Source organism: Burkholderia sp. Ax-1719, assembly GCF_011753055.1.
Classification (GTDB): Bacteria; Pseudomonadota; Gammaproteobacteria; order Burkholderiales; family Burkholderiaceae; genus Paraburkholderia.
In genome coordinates, this window is record NZ_VWWJ01000023.1 from 87,530 (window position 1) to 106,203 (window position 18,674).

General features: G+C 65.0%; 14 protein-coding genes. 11 read left to right on the forward strand and 3 right to left on the reverse strand.

What is annotated here, in order from left to right:
- Nucleotides 1-95: 95 nt before the first annotated feature.
- From F3J17_RS29010 to F3J17_RS29025, 4 genes are all read left to right on the forward strand, one after another.
- Nucleotides 96-743: a response regulator transcription factor gene (locus F3J17_RS29010; protein ID WP_167067448.1), complete on the forward strand. Its 648-nt coding sequence runs from the start codon at nt 96-98 to the stop codon at nt 741-743.
- Complete coding sequence (locus F3J17_RS29015) at nt 740-1,522, forward strand: response regulator transcription factor (RefSeq protein ID WP_167067451.1); 783 nt, start codon at nt 740-742, stop codon at nt 1,520-1,522. Before F3J17_RS29010 ends, F3J17_RS29015 begins: the two co-directional genes overlap by 4 nt.
- Nucleotides 1,523-1,706: 184 nt before the next feature.
- Nucleotides 1,707-2,447 carry an aquaporin gene (locus tag F3J17_RS29020; RefSeq protein WP_167067453.1) on the forward strand — a complete coding sequence of 247 codons (741 nt, stop codon included), beginning with the start codon at nt 1,707-1,709 and terminating at the stop codon, nt 2,445-2,447.
- Nucleotides 2,448-2,456: 9 nt separating this feature from the next.
- Nucleotides 2,457-7,064 carry a transporter substrate-binding domain-containing protein gene (locus F3J17_RS29025; protein WP_167067456.1) on the forward strand — a complete coding sequence of 1,536 codons (4,608 nt, stop codon included), beginning with the start codon at nt 2,457-2,459 and terminating at the stop codon, nt 7,062-7,064.
- A gap of 236 nt (nt 7,065-7,300) precedes the next feature.
- Here F3J17_RS29025 and F3J17_RS29030 read toward each other — a convergent pair whose 3' ends face one another.
- On the reverse strand, nt 7,301-8,263 hold the full coding sequence (locus F3J17_RS29030) for a LysR family transcriptional regulator (protein ID WP_240161196.1): 963 nt from the start codon (nt 8,261-8,263) through the stop codon (nt 7,301-7,303).
- A 450-nt stretch (nt 8,264-8,713) separates the two neighbouring features.
- Between F3J17_RS29030 and F3J17_RS29035 the strand changes: the two genes are divergently transcribed.
- From F3J17_RS29035 to F3J17_RS29045, 3 genes are all read left to right on the forward strand, one after another.
- Nucleotides 8,714-9,841: a porin gene (locus tag F3J17_RS29035; protein ID WP_167067460.1), complete on the forward strand. Its 1,128-nt coding sequence runs from the start codon at nt 8,714-8,716 to the stop codon at nt 9,839-9,841.
- 278 nt (nt 9,842-10,119) lie between these two features.
- Nucleotides 10,120-10,554, forward strand: a complete 435-nt coding sequence (locus F3J17_RS29040; RefSeq protein WP_167067462.1) for a CHRD domain-containing protein — start codon at nt 10,120-10,122, stop codon at nt 10,552-10,554.
- Between the two features lie 3 nt (nt 10,555-10,557).
- A complete protein-coding gene (locus F3J17_RS29045; RefSeq protein ID WP_167067464.1) occupies nt 10,558-11,547 on the forward strand; it encodes an alpha/beta hydrolase in 990 nt (329 codons plus the stop codon).
- Here the strand turns inward: F3J17_RS29045 and F3J17_RS29050 are convergent.
- Entirely contained in the window at nt 11,517-12,356 is an 840-nt protein-coding gene (locus F3J17_RS29050) for an EcsC family protein (protein WP_167067466.1), read from the reverse strand. The genes F3J17_RS29045 and F3J17_RS29050 overlap by 31 nt on opposite strands.
- 119 nt (nt 12,357-12,475) lie before the next feature.
- Here F3J17_RS29050 and F3J17_RS29055 point away from each other — a divergent pair, with 119 nt between their 5' ends.
- Entirely contained in the window at nt 12,476-14,071 is a 1,596-nt protein-coding gene (locus F3J17_RS29055; RefSeq protein WP_167067468.1) for an MDR family MFS transporter, read from the forward strand.
- 74 nt (nt 14,072-14,145) lie between these two features.
- Nucleotides 14,146-14,604 (forward strand): MarR family transcriptional regulator, encoded by a 459-nt coding sequence (locus F3J17_RS29060; protein ID WP_167067470.1) that lies wholly within the window; start codon nt 14,146-14,148, stop codon nt 14,602-14,604.
- Nucleotides 14,605-14,616: 12 nt separating this feature from the next.
- Here F3J17_RS29060 and F3J17_RS29065 read toward each other — a convergent pair whose 3' ends face one another.
- Nucleotides 14,617-15,909, reverse strand: coding sequence for an amino acid deaminase (locus F3J17_RS29065; RefSeq protein ID WP_167067472.1), 1,293 nt, complete (start codon nt 15,907-15,909; stop codon nt 14,617-14,619).
- Between the two features lie 157 nt (nt 15,910-16,066).
- Between F3J17_RS29065 and F3J17_RS29070 the strand changes: the two genes are divergently transcribed.
- Together F3J17_RS29070 and F3J17_RS29075 are read left to right on the forward strand one after the other, a co-directional pair.
- Nucleotides 16,067-17,065, forward strand: a complete 999-nt coding sequence (locus tag F3J17_RS29070; RefSeq protein WP_167067474.1) for a MurR/RpiR family transcriptional regulator — start codon at nt 16,067-16,069, stop codon at nt 17,063-17,065.
- Between the two features lie 105 nt (nt 17,066-17,170).
- Nucleotides 17,171-18,661, forward strand: a complete 1,491-nt coding sequence (locus F3J17_RS29075; RefSeq protein WP_167067476.1) for a D-aminoacylase — start codon at nt 17,171-17,173, stop codon at nt 18,659-18,661.
- Nucleotides 18,662-18,674 lie beyond the last annotated feature (13 nt).

Genomic DNA, 18,674 nt, shown 5'->3' on the forward strand with positions numbered 1-18,674 from the left:
GCGAATCGCGCGACGAAGAAAATGACGCGGCCAGATGAAGGTTCGGGCACGCGTCGGCCGATCCGATACCCCTACTACATCGAGAGAGAGCCACCTTGAAGCTCAGAGTCGTCCTTGCCGACGATCACCCATTCGTATTACTCGGTGTGCGTTCCGCGCTTGAGGCGGCCGGCGACATTCACGTCGTGGGCGAGGCCTCCGGCCCGCGCGCTCTTTTTCACACACTCGAAAAAGTCGCGTGCGACATCGTGCTCACCGATCTCACCATGCCCAGCGAGCCGGGAGCGCCTGAAGACGGGCTGAACCTCGTGCGGCGTCTGCGGCGCGACTGGCCGCAACTGCGCATCGTGGTGCTGACGAGCATTGCCAATGCAGCCATCCTGCGCGCCGTCATGAATACAGGCGTAACGGCGCTCATCCGCAAAAGCGAGCCCATGGACGAACTGCTCGCGGCGGTGCGCGGCGCAGGAAACGGACTGCGCTACGTAAGCCGCTCGATTCTCGAAGAACTGGCGGCGGCAGGCACCGAGCGCACCGATAGCACGCGCGAACCCCGCCTTTCGCCGCGTGAATCGGAAGTCATCCGTCAATTTGTGCGCGGCCGCACGATTACCGAAATCGCCCGTTTGCTTGAGCGCGACGTGCGTACGGTGAGCCGCCAGAAACGCGACGCCATGGCGAAGCTCGGCGTGAGCAACGACGCGGGCCTGTTCGCCTTCGTCCGGGCTCACGGTCTGCTATGAATACGACGTCCGTTTTCCAGCCCCGTGTATGGCCGGCGCATCTCTCCTCGGTGTTGAGACACGAGAGCGCTGCGCGCAACGCGCCCGAGCCGTCAGGGGCCGATGCCACGCAACAGGCGCAGCCGCTGAAGCTGCTCATCGCGGACGATCATCCCCTCGTGCTCTTTGCGCTCGACAATCTGATCGCCGCGCAGCCCAACATGCGTATCGTGGCGCGCGCGCAGACCGTGGCTCAGCTTTTCGACATGGCGACGCGGCACGACTTCGACCTTGTCGTGATGGACCTGCACATGCCGGGCGACGGCTGCGAGGAGGGCCATGAAGCGATCAGCGCGTTCCGGCGCGAGCATGTGGACAAGCCTGTTGTCGTACTCACCATGGACGACGACGCCAAGGTGTTGCGCCGCGCGCTCGAACTCGACATCGGCGGCTTGCTCAGCAAGCGCGATCGCATTGATCTGATACCCGTCGCCATCGCCTCGGCGCTCGCGCAGGAACAATACGTGGGGCCGTCGGTGCGCGACCTGCTCGACAAGGCCGCGCGCGAGGAGCGGCGCGCGCACGTGCATCAGGTGCTGTCACGACGTGAATACGAAGTGCTGTCGCATTACGCCACCGGGCTGGGCGTCACCGAGATCGCCAGATTGCTCGGGCGCAGCGTCAAGACCATCAGCGCGCAGAAATGCGCGGCCATGAAGAAGCTCGCGCTCACCAGCGATATCGAGCTTTACCGCTTTGCCGTCGAGTGTGGCGTCGTGCACGCCGAAGATGCCGAGTGAGCGCGCGCGCTTCATTTTTTCAGAGTTGTCCTATCTGATCAGCCGACGGGCCTGATCATAATTTTTGGTCCGACGCGCGAACTGCTGGTCATGTTGGTCATCGCGACAATTCCGATCTCGTTTCCGAAAGGGCTGCGGGCTCAGTAACGGCTGGCGCGCGGCAACTGGAAGGGGACACAGGACGATGAAGCTCGGCGAGCGTTTGGCGGTCGAGGCGGCTGGCACCGCGTGGCTCGTGTTCGTGGGCTGCGCGAGCTCGGCGTTGAATGGCAGCGCGCCTGCACAGGGCTGGATCGTCTTTGAGATGGCGGCTGCTTTCGGACTTGCGCAGGCCGTCGCGGCCTACGCTTGCGGCAGGGCGTCCAGCGCTCACTTCAATCCCGCCGTGACGATCGGCTACGCCATTGCCGGTCGTTTTCCCACGCGCGACGTGGCGCCGTATATCGCGGCGCAGACCTTGGGCGCGCTCGCGGGCGCAGCATTGCTCGCCATCGTGGCGAGCGGGCGGCCAGGCTTCGCGTTCACAGTCTCTGATTTCGGCAGCAACGGCTACGGTGAGCATTCGCCCGGCGAGTACGCGCTCGGCGCCGTGCTCACCGTCGAGCTGACCATGACGTTCGCTTTCGTACTCATCCACCTCTTCGTGTCGGGCTCGCAGCAGCGACGTCGCGCTGCACCGGCGGCGCTCGGCGCCTGCCTGACGGCCGTCAGTCTGATCGCGATTCCGGTCAGCAATGGCGGCATGAACCCGGCGCGCTCGACCGGGTGCGCACTCTTTGTCGGCGACTGGGCGCTCGATCAGCTGTGGCTTTTCTGGGCCGCACCGATGCTCGGCGGCATCGTCGCGGGCATGGTTCATCGTCGTGCAACGCGCCGTCGCGCGCGCATCGCGCCGGGGCTGGGCGGCCAGTCCGGCGGAGCATGAACCGCGTCCATGAGCGCGCCGCCATTCACTTCACCCATTGCCCTGCGACGCGCGCTATGTGACGTCGCGCGTGCGTGCGTGCTGTGCGCGATGATCGCTTTCTGCATGGCTGGGGTGTTCGCTGCGGGCGTCGCGTGCGCCGCCAGGTCAGAAGCGTCGCTCGCGGGCGTCGACGCGCACGGCTTTCCACCGACACTCAATGTCGGCATCGTCGCGGGCGGCTGGCCGCCGCTCGAAGTCGTCGACGGCGATAGCGTGAGCGGCTTCAGTGCGGACTATCTGCGTCTGCTCCTGGGGCCCGGCGTGCGGCTCGTGCCGCGCGTCTATCCGGACATGAGCGCATTGCTCGCAGGCGCGTGCGCTGCCGAAGTCGACATCCTCATGAGCGTCGCGCGTCTGCCGCAGCGCGAACGCTGTCTCGCTTTCACGGTGCCGTATCTGAGCGGCAAAAGCGCGTTCGTCACTCGGGCTGGCGACGAGGCGCAAGCGAACCCGGCGCAGCATTTCGCGCACGCACGTATCGCCGTCGAGCGCGGCTATGCGCTGGAGACGGTCTTGCGCGAGCGCTTTGCACAAGCCGACATCCTCGTTTTTCCGGATACGCGCGCCGCGCTGCTCGCGCTCGTCCAGGGGCGCGCCGACGTTTACGCCGGCTTCGCGCCAGTCGTCCATTACCAGCTTGCCCTCGCGGCCTTTCGCGGGCTGCGCGTCGCTTACGAGGAAGGCTACACGGTGCGCGAGCTGCGCTATGGTGTGCCGCTCGCGAGGGCAGCGCTGCGAGATCAGTTGAACGTCGCGGCCGGCGGCGTGCGCCCGTCTGCTGCGGCCGCGCTGCAGATGCGCTGGCTCGGCCGCGACATCGACACAGGCAGCGACGCGCCTCACAGCGAAGGGCCGCGCGCCACGCCGCTCATTCTCGATCCGGCTGAGCGCGCGTGGCTGCGTTCGCTGCCGCCGCTGAAAGTGGGCTTCGATCCGGCCTGGCTGCCGTTCAGCTACGCGAACGGGCGCGAGCGCGCCACGGGTATGGCGAACGACTATCTCGACTATCTGGGCCGCACGCTCGGCGTCACGTTCGAGCGCGTGCCCGTCGCGCCCTGGCGTGATGCCGACGCGGCCTTGCGGCGTGGCGATCTGGCGATGCTCGCGTCGGCCGAACGCGATGGCGCGCTGGCCGACGGTACGCTCTATACGCGCTCGTTCGAACACTATCCGCTGGTGATCGTGGGCCGCCGCGACGAGCCGATGTTGCGCAGCCCGCAAGAGCTCGCTGATCGACGCATCGTGCTGGCGCCGCATGCGCCATCGGCGCAGCAGTTGTTCGGCGAGGCGCTCCCGTTGCACATCGAACGCGCCACGACGCTCGATGCCGGCCTCGCCCGCGTGCGGCGAGGCGACGCCGATCTGCTGGTGGGCGCTGCTGCGGCGCTCGACGGTCCGCTTAGCCGCCAATATCTCGAATCGCTGAAAGTGGTAGGTGCGTTAGGCACCGACGAGTCGGCCACCTTTGCGGTGCGCAGCGATCTGGCGCCGCTGAAAGTGCTGGTCGATCGTGCGCTCGATGCAATGTCGCCGGTCGAGCAACAGGACATCCGCAATCGCTGGACGGCGGCCGCAGTCGAGCGCCGCGGCGGCTGGAGCATGAACGCGCTGCGCCTGCTGCCATTCGTGATCGCCTTCGGGGTCGTGCTGCTGGTGACACTGCGCGCCTACGTGCTGTTGCAGCGCGAGATGCGAAGGCGAAGGCGCGCCGAACAGGTGCTCGCCAAACAGGTCGAGTTGCAGGACACCATGACGGAGATGATTCCGTATCCGCTTGGCGCGCGGGATCTGGAAAACCGTTATCTGGCGGTGAATCGCGCTTATGAGGAGATGACCGGGCTGCAGCGCGGCGATGTGCTCGGCCGCACCGGCGCGGCGGTGGCCGCCTGGGGCGAGGAAAACAGCCGGCGCGTGGATACGCTCTATTCGAAGACGGTCGATGAGGGCGAGAGCCAGCGCGTCGAATTCGTTTTCGACGAGCCCGGTGGTCCAGGCATGGCCGAAGCCGGCCGTCGTCACGGCATTTTCTGGACGCGCCTGTGCCGCGATGCACGCAACGTGCCGTTCTGCGTGCTCGGCACGATGATCGACATCACCGATATCCGTCGCGCCGAAATGCGCGCGCGCGCGTCTGAGCGGCTGCTCTCGGACGTCACGGGTTCGCTTCCCGCGATTGTGTTCCAGCTGCGGCGTGGATCTGGCGGGCAGTACACCTTCCCGTACCTGGGCGGCGATACGCAGCGCCTGCTCGGCGAAGCGGCTACCCAGCTCATGCGCACCAGCGCGCTCGATCTTTCGCGCGTGCATCGCGGCGATCGCGCGCGGCTCACGGCGGCGCTCGAACGATCGGCGCGGCTGCTTTCGCCGGTCAACCTCGAATTTCGCTTCCACGGCGCCACCGGGCTGCTGTGGGCGCGCGCGGAATTCATGCCGCGCCGCGCCGAAGACGGCGTGGTGATGTGGAGCGGCTACGCCGTCGACGCCAATGTCGAGCACACCCGCGCAGCCGAATTGTCGCGCGCCCGCGATCTGGCGGAAGCCGCCTCGCGCGCGAAAGACGACTTCCTGGCGATGATGAGCCATGAAATCCGCACGCCGATGAACGGTGTGCTCGGGCTCGTGGAAGTGCTTGAGCGCACGCCGCTCAATCCCGACCAGACGCAGATGGTCGGCATGGTGCACGAATCGGCGGGCGCGCTGCTGCAGATCCTCGACGATCTGCTCGATTATTCGAAGATCCAGGCGGGCCGGCTTGTCATCGATTCCGAGCCGTTCGCCGTGCGCGAGCTGGTCGATAGCGCGGTGGGATTGCTGGCGGGGCGCGCGCACGAAAAGGGCCTGAAGGTGCGCGTGGACGTCGGGGCTGGCGTGGCCGCACAACTGCGCGGCGACAGTGTGCGACTGCGGCAGATTCTCTTCAATCTGCTTAGTAATGCGATCAAGTTCACGCCGCATGGTGAAGTCAACGTGAACGTGTCGGCGAGTGCTTCAGACGGTGTGGCCGCCCAGCAGCGCCAGAGCCTGTCGATCTCCGTGGCCGACACCGGCATCGGCATCGCCGCGCAGGCCCAGGCGCAACTGTTCGAGCCCTTCGTTCAGGCGGAAACGTCGACGACGCGGCGCTTCGGCGGGACGGGTCTTGGCCTCACGATCTGTCGCAAGCTTGCGGCGCTGATGGGCGGCACGCTCGAACTGCGCAGCGAGCCGGGCCGCGGCACCTGCATGACGCTCCACATCGAATTGCCCGTGGAGATTCAGGCGGCCCACGCGGACGGTCTGCGCGGCAAGCGGGCGATCGTCCTTTGCGACGATGCGGCGGTGGCCGAGGCGCTGATGCATCTTGGGGTTGCGCTCGGCATGAAGATGTCGCGCGCCTGGGCGGAGCCATCGCGACCAACCCTTCAGGCGCAACGCCCTGATCTGCCCGCGCTGCGCAAGCTGGCGCAGCAAGGCGGCGTCGATCTGGTGTTCGCGGCGGAGGCGCTGGCCGGTGAACTCGGCGATCCTGGCGTGCCGGTCATCCGCCTGACGGAAAACCCTAAACCCAGCGGCTATCGCGTGGCGGAAGGCGGCGTGCGCGTGAGCGTCAACCCGCTTTCCTGGCATGGACTTGGCGCGGCCTGTGCAATGGCGATCGCCGGTCTGCCCGCGACAGCGGCGCGCCCGGTGCTATCCACCGAAGCGGCGCTGGTCGCGCCTGATCGCGACAGGGAATGCGCTGCGGGCCGCCTGATCCTGGTCGCCGAGGATCATCCCGTGAATCAGGAGCTGATCCGCCATCAACTTGCACTGCTGGGCTTCGCATGCGATGTGGTCGACGACGGCGCGCAGGCGCTTGAAGCGCTGAAGCGCTCGCGCTACGGTTGCCTGATCACCGACTGCCATATGCCGAATGTCTCTGGGTACGACCTCGCGCGTTGCGTGCGCGAACTGGAGTTGACGCGCGCGCGGCGCGAGGGCGAGAACTCGCCGCCGCGCAGCACCGTGCGGCTGCCGATTCTCGGCATCACGGCGAACACCGCGCCCGAGAACATGCGTCTGTGCCGCGAAGCGGGCATGGACGATTGCCTGATCAAGCCCACGCGCGTCGCCACGCTGCGCGAGCATCTGGCGCGCTGGTTCGGCGCGGAGGGGACTCATCGTGTCGCGCCGGAGGGAAGCGAAGGGCGCGGCGCGGGCGTGACGGCAAGCAGTGTCGACGGTTCGACCGCCATCGGTAACGTGACGGGCGAGGGCGAACCTCTCGATCTCGCGCACATGATCCAGGTGTGGGGGAGCGAGGCGACGGTAAAAACGCTGCTCGGCTCTTTCGTGAGCGCAGTGCGCGAGGATATCAACGCGTTATCCGAACTGCTGGAAGACGTCGATATTGCGCGTTTGCGCGAATGGCATCATCGGCTCGCGGGCGCTGTCGGCGTGCTGCACTATCCTGCGCTGATGGCCGTGCTCGAAACCTATCGCCGTCATATGAACTGTCATACACCGCAGCAACTACGCGAAGAAGGTGTCGCGCTGATGCGGACCTGTCACACCATGCTCGATGGCATCGAACAACAGGCCGCGTTGCTGGCGTGACATCGGATCTGCTCGCGCGATAAGTTGGCGAAGTTTGTCCGTTGATGATCCGAACATGACGCGAAACTGGCAGTTCTGCCAGAAACGAAGCATGCAGGCGCGAACGCCATAAAAACAGGCGAAAAAAAACGCGGCCGAAGCCGCGTTCAAGCTTGGAGACCCTTCGATGAAGAGTCACTTCTCGCAGAAAGAAGCATAGTTCGCACGGCGCCAAAAATCGAGATAAAAACCATCAATTAACTATTACACGATGTGTCGATAATCGACTGGCGCGTTACTTCGTTCTGCCGAAACCAGTCCACCGTGAAGTCGACGAACGAACGCGTCTTGGCCGGTACATGCCGACGCCCCGGATACACCAGTGAGAGTTCCTTGTCGGCGTCGCGGATCGTGTAGTCGGCCAGCACGCGCACGAGCGTTCCGGTCGCGAGATCGGCGGCCACCTGGTTGGCGGGCAGGATCGTGATGCCCATTCCCGCGAGCGCCGCCTGGCGCAACATCACCGAATTATTGACGGCGTAGGCCGGTTCGATCATCACCGGCACGCGCACGCCGTCGGCGTCGTCGAAATGCCATTCGTTGCCGTGGATATCCGCAGACGGCGCGAGCAGCGTATGACACGCGAGTTCTGACGGATGGGCGGGCGCGCGATGCAAATCGAGATAAGCGGGCGACGCCACCGCGACCGGCGCAACGGTGACGAGCGGGCGGCGGATCAACGTGCCGCCGCTGACCTGACGCGGCGCGACGATGCCCACATCGAAACCCTCTTCGATGAGATCGACCGGGCGATGCAGCAGCGTGAGCGCAAGGCGGACCTGCGTGAACGACGCGAGGTATTGCTTGAGCAAGGGCGTGAGGCCGTGCAGCGAGAACGACGCATGCGCGACGATGCGCAGTGTGCCCGAGGGCACAGACACGCCGTGGGCAATCTGTGTCTCGATGCGTTCGAGATCTTCGAGCATCTGCCGGCTGGCCTGCGCGTACGAAAGTCCTGCTTCGGTGAGCGAAATGCTGCGCGTATTGCGGTTGATGAGTCGCGTATTGAGGTGCGTCTCAAGCAGGGCGACGTAACGCGTGACGACCGCGTTCGACATCTTGAGGTTCGTAGCGGCGCGGCCAAATGAGCCGTTCTCGGCGACGCTCACGAACACGCGCATCGCCTGAAGCTGATTCATGGTCTTGGGACGCGTCGACATGGAATGCGAGGGCGCGGGTGCGCGGTTCTTCTGAAAAGGAATGAGGCTCGGCGCAAGGCGACTACGCGAGCGTTGCGGGATCGTACCCATCCACAGAGGCCTGCGGAATGGGACTGCTCCTAATCCGCTAGTTGTCCCAAATTGATCGTGTTGCCTCGCGACAACGCTATATCGGGATACGGATTCGCGACGTTCATCACGCGTGAAATTGAGATTGAGCGAATGCTTTATCCATCAAGCGATTGCAGATGCAAACAAGGATGCATTTGATTTTTTCGAAAAGCCTTTTGTGCTGGCGTGGGATGGCTGCGCCAAAAGTGACGCCAATAAACTTGCGGCTTGCAAATGAATGCGGCGCCGTCATTGCGGCGTGAGGGGATAACGCAAGCCGGCACGCTGTCGGCGAAATCGTCTACCAATGCCGAAAGGTTTTAAAACGAAGGAATCACTATGAAAAAGAGTCTGGTTATCGCGGCTGCAGTCGCCGCGACTTTCGCATCGGCGTCGTATGCTCAAAGCAGCGTGACGCTTTACGGCATCGTCGATGCAGGTTTCACGTACACGAGCAACGTGAACGGCAGCTCGAACTATGCGATGACGAGCGGTAACGTTCAGCAAAGCCGTTGGGGCCTGCGCGGTGTTGAAGATCTCGGCGGCGGTCTGAAGACGATCTTCACCCTCGAAAGCGGCTTCAACCTGATGAACGGCCAGCAGGGTAATTCGCTGAACAACAACAGCCTGTTCAACCGTCAGGCATACGTCGGTCTGACGCACGACCAGTTCGGTACGGTCACGTTCGGCCGTCAGTACGACTCCGTGGTCGACTATCTCGCACCGCTGACCGCAGTCGGCTCGTGGGGCGGTACGTACTTCGCGCACGTGTTGGACAACGACAACGGCAACGCATCGTACTCGCTGAACAACTCGGTCAAGTACGCGAGCCCGAACCTCTCGGGTTTCCAGTTCGGCGGCGCCTACGCGTTCTCGAACCAGGCTGGCGGCTTCGCGAACAACCGTGCATACAGCGCCGGCATGGGCTACTCGTATGAAGGTCTGCGCCTCGCGGCTGCATACCTGCAGGCCAATGGCGCGGGCAGCCTCAGCAACTCTGGCGGTGCGATCGCCAACGACCAGTTCGTCTCGCGTCAGCGTCAGCGCGTGTGGGGCGCGGGCGTGAGCTACGCCTACGGTCCGGCTGTGGGCGGCGTGACCTTCACGCAAACGCGCCTGAACGGTCTGCAAGACAATCTGTCGGTGCGCTTCAACAACATCGAAGCCAATGTGCATTACAACCTGACGCCGGCACTCGGCATCGGCGCCATGTACACGTACACCAACGTGAACGGTTCGCTGCTGAGCTCGACGGGCGGCGGCAAGACGGCGCACTGGAACGAGTTCGGTCTGCAAGCCGACTACGCACTCTCGAAGCGTACCGACGTCTACCTGCTGGGCGTGGCCGCTTCGGGTTCGGGCGACGCGGCAGTGGGCGAGACGCAGGTTGGCTTCGTCTCGTCGTCGAACTTCTCGTCGTCGAAGAACCAGGGCGTCATCTCGACGGGTATCCGTCACCGCTTCTAATTCGATCGACCCTCAATCGAACGATGTCGACGGTCCGGCAATGCGCTGGATCGTCGACGCAAACGGGTAGCAAAGTAGAAGGTAGTACTTGGGTTCAGAGCGCCGTTCGCGGCGCTCTTTTTTTGCCTGCGATTTCCTGTCGTCGCGTCGGGCCGTTATCGGCTATGACGCTTCGAACATCATTGGCGGATTTGCTCTAGCATGTGGCTACGCGACTGCGGCCCGGGATGCCTTTCAGTTTCCTCTGGTGCAGCGCGTCACAACAACGGAGAAATCCCATGAAAGCGCTTCGTCCGCTGCAGCTCGCTCTCGCTCTGTGTGTCCTCGCCTCCGGCGCCGCTTTTGCCGACACCGTCGCACTGAAAGCCGATCTCGAACCGTCCAGTGAAGTGCCGCCGCGCGTGAGTCACGGCCACGGCATGCTCAACGCGACGTTCGACACGTCCAGCAAATCGCTGAACTGGACCGTCACTTACGAAGGCCTGTCGAGCCCGACGACGGCCGCGCATTTCCACGGCCCCGCACCCGTTGGCCAGAACGCAGGCGTGCAGGTGCCGATTCCGAAGGGTGAACTGGCCAGCCCGATCAAAGGCAGCGCGACGCTCACCGACAAGCAGGTCACCGATCTGATGGCCGGCCAATGGTATTTCAACGTGCACACGCAACAGAATCCGTCGGGCGAGATTCGCGGTCAGGTGTTGCCTGCGAACTGATCCATGAGCCTGCAAAGCCGCTTCATTTGCTGGTGGTTGCGTCGCCGCTTTTTGCCGGTGACGCGCCGTCCGATTGACGTCGCGCTTACGCGGGCAAACACGGAGAAGCGCGTGTGGCTGCCGCCCGTGCCCGCGGGCTGGCAGCTGCGCGAGCTGTATGGGCAGGCAGAGGCGCCGTTGCGCGGCGAGTGGCTGGTGCGCGAGGGCGGGGCGCCGCGCACGATCCTCTATCTGCACGGCGGCGGCTATTACTTCTGTTCGCCAAAGACGCATCGCGCGATCACGTATGGCCTCGCCACGCGTGCCGAAGCCGATGTGTTTTCGCTCGATTACCGTCTTGCGCCCGAGCATCCATTCCCGGCGGCGCTCGACGATGCGCTCGCCGCTTACCGGCGTTTGCTCGCCGACGGCGTGCGCGCCGATTCACTCGTGATCGCAGGCGATTCGGCGGGCGGTGGCCTTGCGCTCGCAACCCTGGTGGCCTTGCGCGACGCTGGCGACAAACTGCCGGCGGGCGCGTTGCTCTACTCGCCGTGGACCGATCTGGCCGTAACCGGTGCCTCGATCCGCGAAAACGATGGGCGCGATCCCATGTTCTGCGGCGAAGTTTTCGGTCGCGTCGCCGCGCTCTATCTCGGCGATGCGGCCGCGACGCGTGCGACCGATCCCTACGTCTCGCCGCTCTACGCCGATTTTCGCGGCCTGCCGCCGCTTTTCATGCTGGCGGGCAGTACCGAGACTTTGCTCGACGATACGCGGCGCGTCGCCGAGCGTGCGCGCGCGGCAGGCGTTGAGGTCGATTGCGAAATCGCGCGCAACCTGCCGCATATCTGGCCGATCTACGCGCCTTTCATGCCCGAGGCGCGTCGATCGCTCGACGATTCAGCGCGCTTCGTTCGACGCGTGACGACCGCCGACACGACGGCGCGCGCGCAGAAAACGGCCTCGCCGCATCAATCGACTCAATCCAGCGAGACCTCGATTTCGTCGTAGGCGGCGTGCACCGCGGCTTCGCCGTAGCGGCGTTCGAGCCGTCGCACCGTGAAATGGCCGTGCGCGACGTTCTGGAAGTGGTCGATAAAGACCGTGTTCACCATCGCACCCAGCACGGCGCCAATCGCCGGAATCGATTTCGCCGCCACCTGCTCGCTCACCTGAACCGAGAAGCGCGCCGCGACGGTCTGCATCAGCTTGAGCAGCGCCGCCGACCCGTGGGCGGCTAAGCCCTTGGTCGCCATCTCCGACGACGCCTTCGACACCGCCTGTGCCAGTGCGCCGCGCACGACGAAGTAGCCGAAGTCGGCTTCGTCGTCGGAGGCCGAGCGTCCGCCCATACCGAACACCGTGAGGCACTGGAGTTGCGTGTCGGCGCTCGCGATGTCTTCGCCTTCGCTGCGTGCGATATCGCAGATCGAGCGGAACATCAGCGTCGTCGTCACCGGCAACTCGACGGGTAACGCAAAGAGTCCGAACGCGCCGCCCGCCGCGCCGGTGGTCGCGACCGCGAACTTGTGGAGCAGGTTGCTGGGTTTGGCGGGCACGACCGCGGCAAGCGTACTCGCGTCTGCGAGGCCCGCCTTGCCGAGCGTCTTGAGCGCGAGTTGCAGGCACTTGCGCAGCGCCGCCTGAGTGGCGTCGTTGACCTTGTCGTTGGCGACGGCGGGCAGTTTCGCGATCAGCTTCTCGACCGGCGCGCCGACGATAGCCGCCAGTTTCATGCCGAGCGGCGGCGTTTCCAGTTCATGTTTCGCGCGCTTGAGCGCGGCAAGATCGGCTTCGGAAAAATCGTTGAGTGTCGCCATAGGCCTCCCGAAAGACTGCGCGGTCAGTGCGGACATCGCCGCTCGACCCCCAGTTTATCGAGGATCGCCCATGCTAAGATGTGAATCCTTTGACGCGTCAATCGTTGCGGGATCAAAAAATGGCCGTTCATACCGCCGCTCACCATTCCAGCGGCCAGGTGCTGCCGTTCCGGGAGTCGCTTCTGGCGATGCTCGGCGTCTCTTTCGTGACCATGCTGGTTGCGCTCGACCAGACTGTCGTCGGCACCGCCTTGCCGACCATCGTCGCCGAACTGCGCGGCTTCGAGCTTTATGCGTGGGTCGCCACGTCCTATCTGCTTACTTCCGTCATTACCGTCCCCATTTTTGGCCGGCTCGGCGATTACTACGGCCGCAAGCCCTTCGTGATTGCGTCGATTGTCGTGTTTACGCTCGCGTCGGTGTTGTGCGGCGCGGCCAGCAGCATGACGTTTCTCGTCATCGCGCGCGGCTTGCAGGGCATCGGCGGCGGCATGCTGGTGGGCACGGCGTTCGCCTGCATCCCCGATCTTTTCCCCGATTCGGTCGTGCGCCTGCGCTGGCAGGTGCTGATGAGTTCGGCGTTCGGCATTGCCAATGCGATTGGGCCGTCGCTGGGCGGTTTCCTCACGCAGTACTACGGCTGGCGTTCGGTGTTCTACGTCAATCTGCCGGTTGGTCTGCTATCGCTGTTCTTCGTGTGGCGCTATCTGCCGCATCTGCGCCATATCGCGCACAAGGAGCGCATGCGGCTCGACTGGCCCGGCGCGCTGCTGATCGCCGTGACGCTGGGCAGCCTGCAACTGTTCGTCGAGCGTTTGCCGGAGCACGGCCTGTCGCTCGCGGCGATCGGGCTGCTTGCGCTTGCCGCCGCTTCGGGCTGGGCGTTGTGGCAGTGGGAGCGGCGCTGCCCGCAGGCGATCCTGCCCGTCGATATGTTCCGCAACGCCAGCCTGAACGCGCTTTTCACGCTCGCCGTGATGGGCGGTTTCACGATGTTCTCGCTGCTGTTCTACGCGCCGCTGCTGTTTCAGGGCGGCTTTGGCATGTCGCCGAACGAGGCGGGCGTCGTCATCACGCCGCTGGTGGTGTTCATCACGATCGGCAGTATCGCGAACGGGCGCATCGTGTCGCGCATCCGCAATCCCAATCGCATGCTCTATATCGGCTTCGCGATGCTGGCTTTCGCGTGCTTCGCGGTGGCGCTCGCGTCGCACAACACGCCGCGCGGGCTGTTGATGACGGTGATGATCGTCGGCGGCCTGGGGCTGGGCTTCGTGATGCCGAACCTGACCGTGTTCGCGCAGCAGACCGCGGGCCGCGAACATCTGGGCATCGCCACGGCGCTGCTGCAATCGCTGCGCATGATCGGCGGGATGATCGGCACGGCGCTGACCGGCACGCTGGTGACGCAGCTCTACTCGAGCGGCGTGCACAAGGCGCTCGACGCCGATGGCGCGCTGCACTGGTTCGCGCAACTCGCCGATCCGCAAATTCTCATTAACCGGAACGCGCAGGGTGCGCTCGTTGGCGAACTGGCGAAGGCCGGGCACAATGGCGCGCCGCTGCTCGAAGCCGCGCGCGAGGCGCTGGTGGGCGCGATCCATCTGGGCATCGCGCTGGCGGCGGTGGTGGCGCTGGTGTCGGTCTGGCAGACGCGCCGCGTGCCGCTCATCAAACTGCAGCGCAAGGTCGAGCCGGTTATTCACGCCGATTGAACCCGCACGCAGTAATCCGCACGCAGCAAACCGAACGCAATCCGCGAATCAGAATTCAGGCAGGAAAACACCGCATGGAAGCACAGGACCGCATCGCCATCATGCAGCAATTCGGACGCACCTATCGCGCGTTCATGTCGGCGTTCGAGGCGCAGGTGGGCCACCCGTTGCCGCGCTGGCGCATCCTGCTGGCCTTGCACGAGCAGGACGGCGCTTCTTCGCAGAAGCGTCTGGTCGAGCGCCTGCGTGTGGACCCGGGCGCGCTCACGCGGCAACTGAAGCCGCTGGAGTCGCTGGGCTGGATTGCGCGCAGCGCCGACGAGCGCGACAACCGCATCACCAACGTCAAGCTGACCGCCGCAGGTCGTGAGATCGTCGAAGAGGGACTGCCGCGCCGCAATGAGTTTCTGCGCGTGGCGATGTCGCTGCCCGATGATGCGCTCACGGCGCTGTCGGGCGCATTGCGCATGATGGAAGAGCGCATTGGCGTAGCGGCGGCGCAGACCGTTGCAACGGGCGACGCCGCCGATTGAAGCAACGCTCGATCAGAAGAACGTTTCGATCACTTCCGTCACGCGATACTCGCCATCGACCATCAGCACCTGACGCCACTTGTCGAAGGTGAGGCACGGGTGCGAGATGTCGAAGCCGATCATGTCGCCCACCTGGATATCCGCGCCCGCGGGAATCTGCAGGTAGGCGTGCTGATCCATCATCTGGAACACTTCCCAGCCTTCTTTCGCGTCGATCTCGCGCGGCGCGCCGTGGACTTCGCCGTCACGCGCCGGACGATAGTGGCGCGACGGCTCCGGGAAGCCCGCATCGAAAGCCGCGTCGCGCTTGCCGAAGCCGATGATCGCGCGGCCCGGTTCCGGAATCGACTGCACATTCGCCCAGAGCTGTAGCGCGGGCAGGAGCGCCGTGCCCATTTCGCGTGCGACCGGGTTGCGCGAAAGGATGTCCGACTGCGCTTTCTTGTAGACGCCCACGTCATGGGTCAGGTAGCAGCCGGGGCGCAGCACGACGTCGATCGTGCCGGCCTTGGCCGCCTGGGCGAATTCCTCGGCGACGATGTCGTACCACGCCGATCCCGCACCCGACAGCAGCGCCGGCGCGCGCGAGAAGCGACCCGCGGCGGCGAGTTCCTCGGTCACGTTGAGCGCGTCGCGCAGGAAGGTGCGCACTTCGCTTTCTTCCTTGAGCACGCCTTCGTAGATTTCCACGCCCGCAAGCGCGAGCGAATCCGGATAGCGCGCGATCGCTTCCAGCACGGCGCGGCGTGTGTCCGCATCGCGCACGCCGGTGCGCCCGCGCGGCACGCCCAGTTCCAGCAGCACTTCGAGCTTGCGGTTGGCCTTGCGGAAGAATTCGCCCAGTTGCTCGACGCCTTCCACCGAATCGACCAGGCAGAAGAATTCGAAAGTCGCGTCGCTGAGCAGCTCGGCGATGATCGCCATGTTGCGGCGACCCACGAGCTGGTTCGCCATCAGCACGCGCGAAATGCCGCCGCGATACGCCGCGCGCGTCTGATGCGCCGTGGCGAGCGTGATGCCCCACGCACCGGCGTCGATCTGACGGCGGAACAGTTGCGGCGCCATCGTCGTCTTGCCGTGCGGCGCGAGCTTCACGCCGTAGCGTGTGACGAATTCCTGCATCCACTTGAGGTTATGTTCGACGCGATCCGCATACAGGACGGCGGCGGGCAGGCTGACATCTTCGGCCAGCAGATTCCATTCGAGGCGGGAGGCGTCGCCCAGCGGCACGCTCGCGCCGGGCACGTTGCCGAGGCCCTTGCTGTTCGGGTCGATCGTCGCACTCTGATAGTTTGTAACTTTCATTTCCGTTCGCTCCATATTCTCCATAACGCCTTATATTACGGGATCGACATCTTGTGGCGTTGACTCGGTGATAGTACACAAAGTACCATCTCTGCGTGAAATGTTATTTACTAACAAAAGCATCCCCGCCGTCCCATCTGAATCTTGCCCGACTCCCATGAATTCCGCCCTTGATCCAGGCCGTTTCGATATCGTCGCGCGAATCACGCAATGCGTGCCGGATCTGCGTCCGGCCGAGCGCGACGTCGCCGCCCTGATCCTCGCTGACATTGCCGCCGCCGCGCGCGCGAGCATCGGCGAACTGGCGCAGCGCGCGGGCGTGAGCGTGGCGTCGGTCACGCGTTTCGCCAAGACCGTCGGTTGCCAGGACGTTCGCGAACTGAAGCTGCGTCTCGCTCAGGCGGCGGCCGTGGGCGAGCGCTTTCTGCGTGCCGTCCCTGACGGCCGGGCGGCAAAAGCGGGCAAGAACGAATCCGCCGAAGGCAAAGGCAAGCGCCGCAAGCAGCGTGCAGACGATGCCACGAACGCCGCCAATGCAGATTCGGCCGACGCGTCGCTCGCCACGCGTGTGTATGAGGAAATCCACGGCGCGCTCGCGCGCAACCACGAACTGCTGCGCCAGGCGCCGTTCGCCGATGCCGCCGCGGCGCTGGCCAACGCGCGCATAATTTACGTGTTCGGCATGGGCGGCGGCTCCAGTGCGCTCGCCGACGAAATGCGCTTTCGCCTCGTGCGGCTCGGGCGGCCGGTCGCGTCGTATCAGGACAGCCTGCTGCAGCGCATGGTCGCCAGTACGCTCACGCCCGATTGCGTGGTGGTCGCGCTTTCCGTGACAGGGCGCGTGCCCGAACTGCTCGACGCCTGCCGCATCGCGCGCGACTACGGCGCGAAGCTGGTGGCGCTGACCGCACCGGCTTCGCCGCTGGCCGCGCTCGCCGACTGGCTCGTGCCGATCGTCGCCAGCGAAACCGATTTCATCTACAAGCCGTCGTCGTCGCGTTACGCAATGATGATGGCGCTCGACGTGCTCGTCACCGAACTCGCCATGTCGCAACCCGAGCAGAGCCGCGAATTGCTGCGGCGCATGAAACACACGCTCGACGCGCATCGCGGCACGGCGGGGCGCGGCGGCGAGCGTCAGCCGCTTGGCGACTGATTTTTCTGCCGACTTTGCACCCGGGCGCGCAGCCGCGCCAGCGTGCGGATAGGATCAAAACGCTTCATCGACAACCTGTGTCTGGGATCGACAGGAGACCCTGATATGCATTCGCATCCCGAAGCCGCCGACACCTTGATCGTCGGCGCCATGCTTTATGACGGCACCGGCGCGCCGCCCGTTGAACGCGACGTCGCGCTGCGCGATGGCCGCATCGTCGCCATCGGCAATCTGTCGAACTGGCTCGCCGAAGAGGTGATCGAAGCCGAAGGCCGTGCGCTCGCGCCCGGTTTCATCGACGTGCATACGCACGATGACACCCACGTGATCCGCGCGCCGCAAATGCTGCCCAAGATCAGTCAGGGCGTGACGACGGTGATCGTCGGCAATTGCGGCATCAGCGCGTCGCCGGTTTCGCTCAAGGGCGATCCGCCCGATCCGATGAACCTGCTCGGCACGCGCGACGCGTTTCAGTACCCGACCTTCGCGGACTATGTCGCAGCGGTGAACGCGGCGAAGCCCGCCGTGAACGTGGGCGCGCTGATCGGCCATACGGCGCTGCGCAACAATCATCTCGACGATCTCAAACGTGCGGCCACGCTCGAAGAAACCGAGGCGATGCGCGCGCAGCTTGAAGAAGCGTTGGTGAACGGCGCGCTGGGTCTGTCGACGGGCCTGGCTTATGGTTCCGCCTACGAGGCGTCGACCGAAGAAGTCGCCACGCTGGCGGAGCCGCTCGCGCTGGCCGGCGCGCTCTACACCACGCACATGCGCACCGAGTTCGACGCGATCCTCGACGCGATGGACGAGGCATACCACATCGGCAAGCATGCGCGTGTGCCGGTGATCATTTCGCATCTGAAGTGCGCGGGGCCGTCCAACTGGGGGCGCAGCACGGAAGTGCTCGCCTCGCTCGACGGCGCGCGCAAGTATCAGCCGGTGGGCTGCGACTGCTATCCGTATAGCCGCAGTTCGTCGACGCTCGACCTCAAGCAGGTGACGGGCGACATCGACATCACGATTACGTGGTCGACGCCGCATCCGGAGCAGGCGGGCAAGCTCATCAAGGACATCGCTGCCGAATGGGGTGTCTCGCAGCAGGAAGCGGGCAAGCGTCTGCAGCCGGCGGGCGCGGTCTATCACAACATGTCCGAGGACGACGTGCGTCGCATCCTCTCGCATCCGGCGACGATGGTGGGCTCGGACGGACTGCCGAACGATCCGCTGCCGCATCCGCGTCTGTGGGGCGCATTTCCGCGCGTGCTCGGCCACTACGCGCGCGACGAGCAATTGCTGCCGCTCGAAGAAGCGGTGCGCAAGATGACGGGGCTGTCCGCGCGGCGTTTTGGTCTCGCGCAACGCGGCGAAGTGCGTGTGGGATGGCACGCCGATCTCGTGCTGTTCGATCCCGCGAAGGTGCGCGACGCCGCGACCTTCGACAAGCCGCAGCAGGTGGCGGAAGGCATCGACGCGGTGTGGGTGAACGGCGTGCTGTCGTACCGCGATGGCCAGCCGACCGGCGAGCGCGCGGGCCATTTTGTCGCGCGCGGGCCGCGCGAGACGAACGCAGCGGGCACCGAAACCGCGGCTTTTTAAGTATTCAATTTCG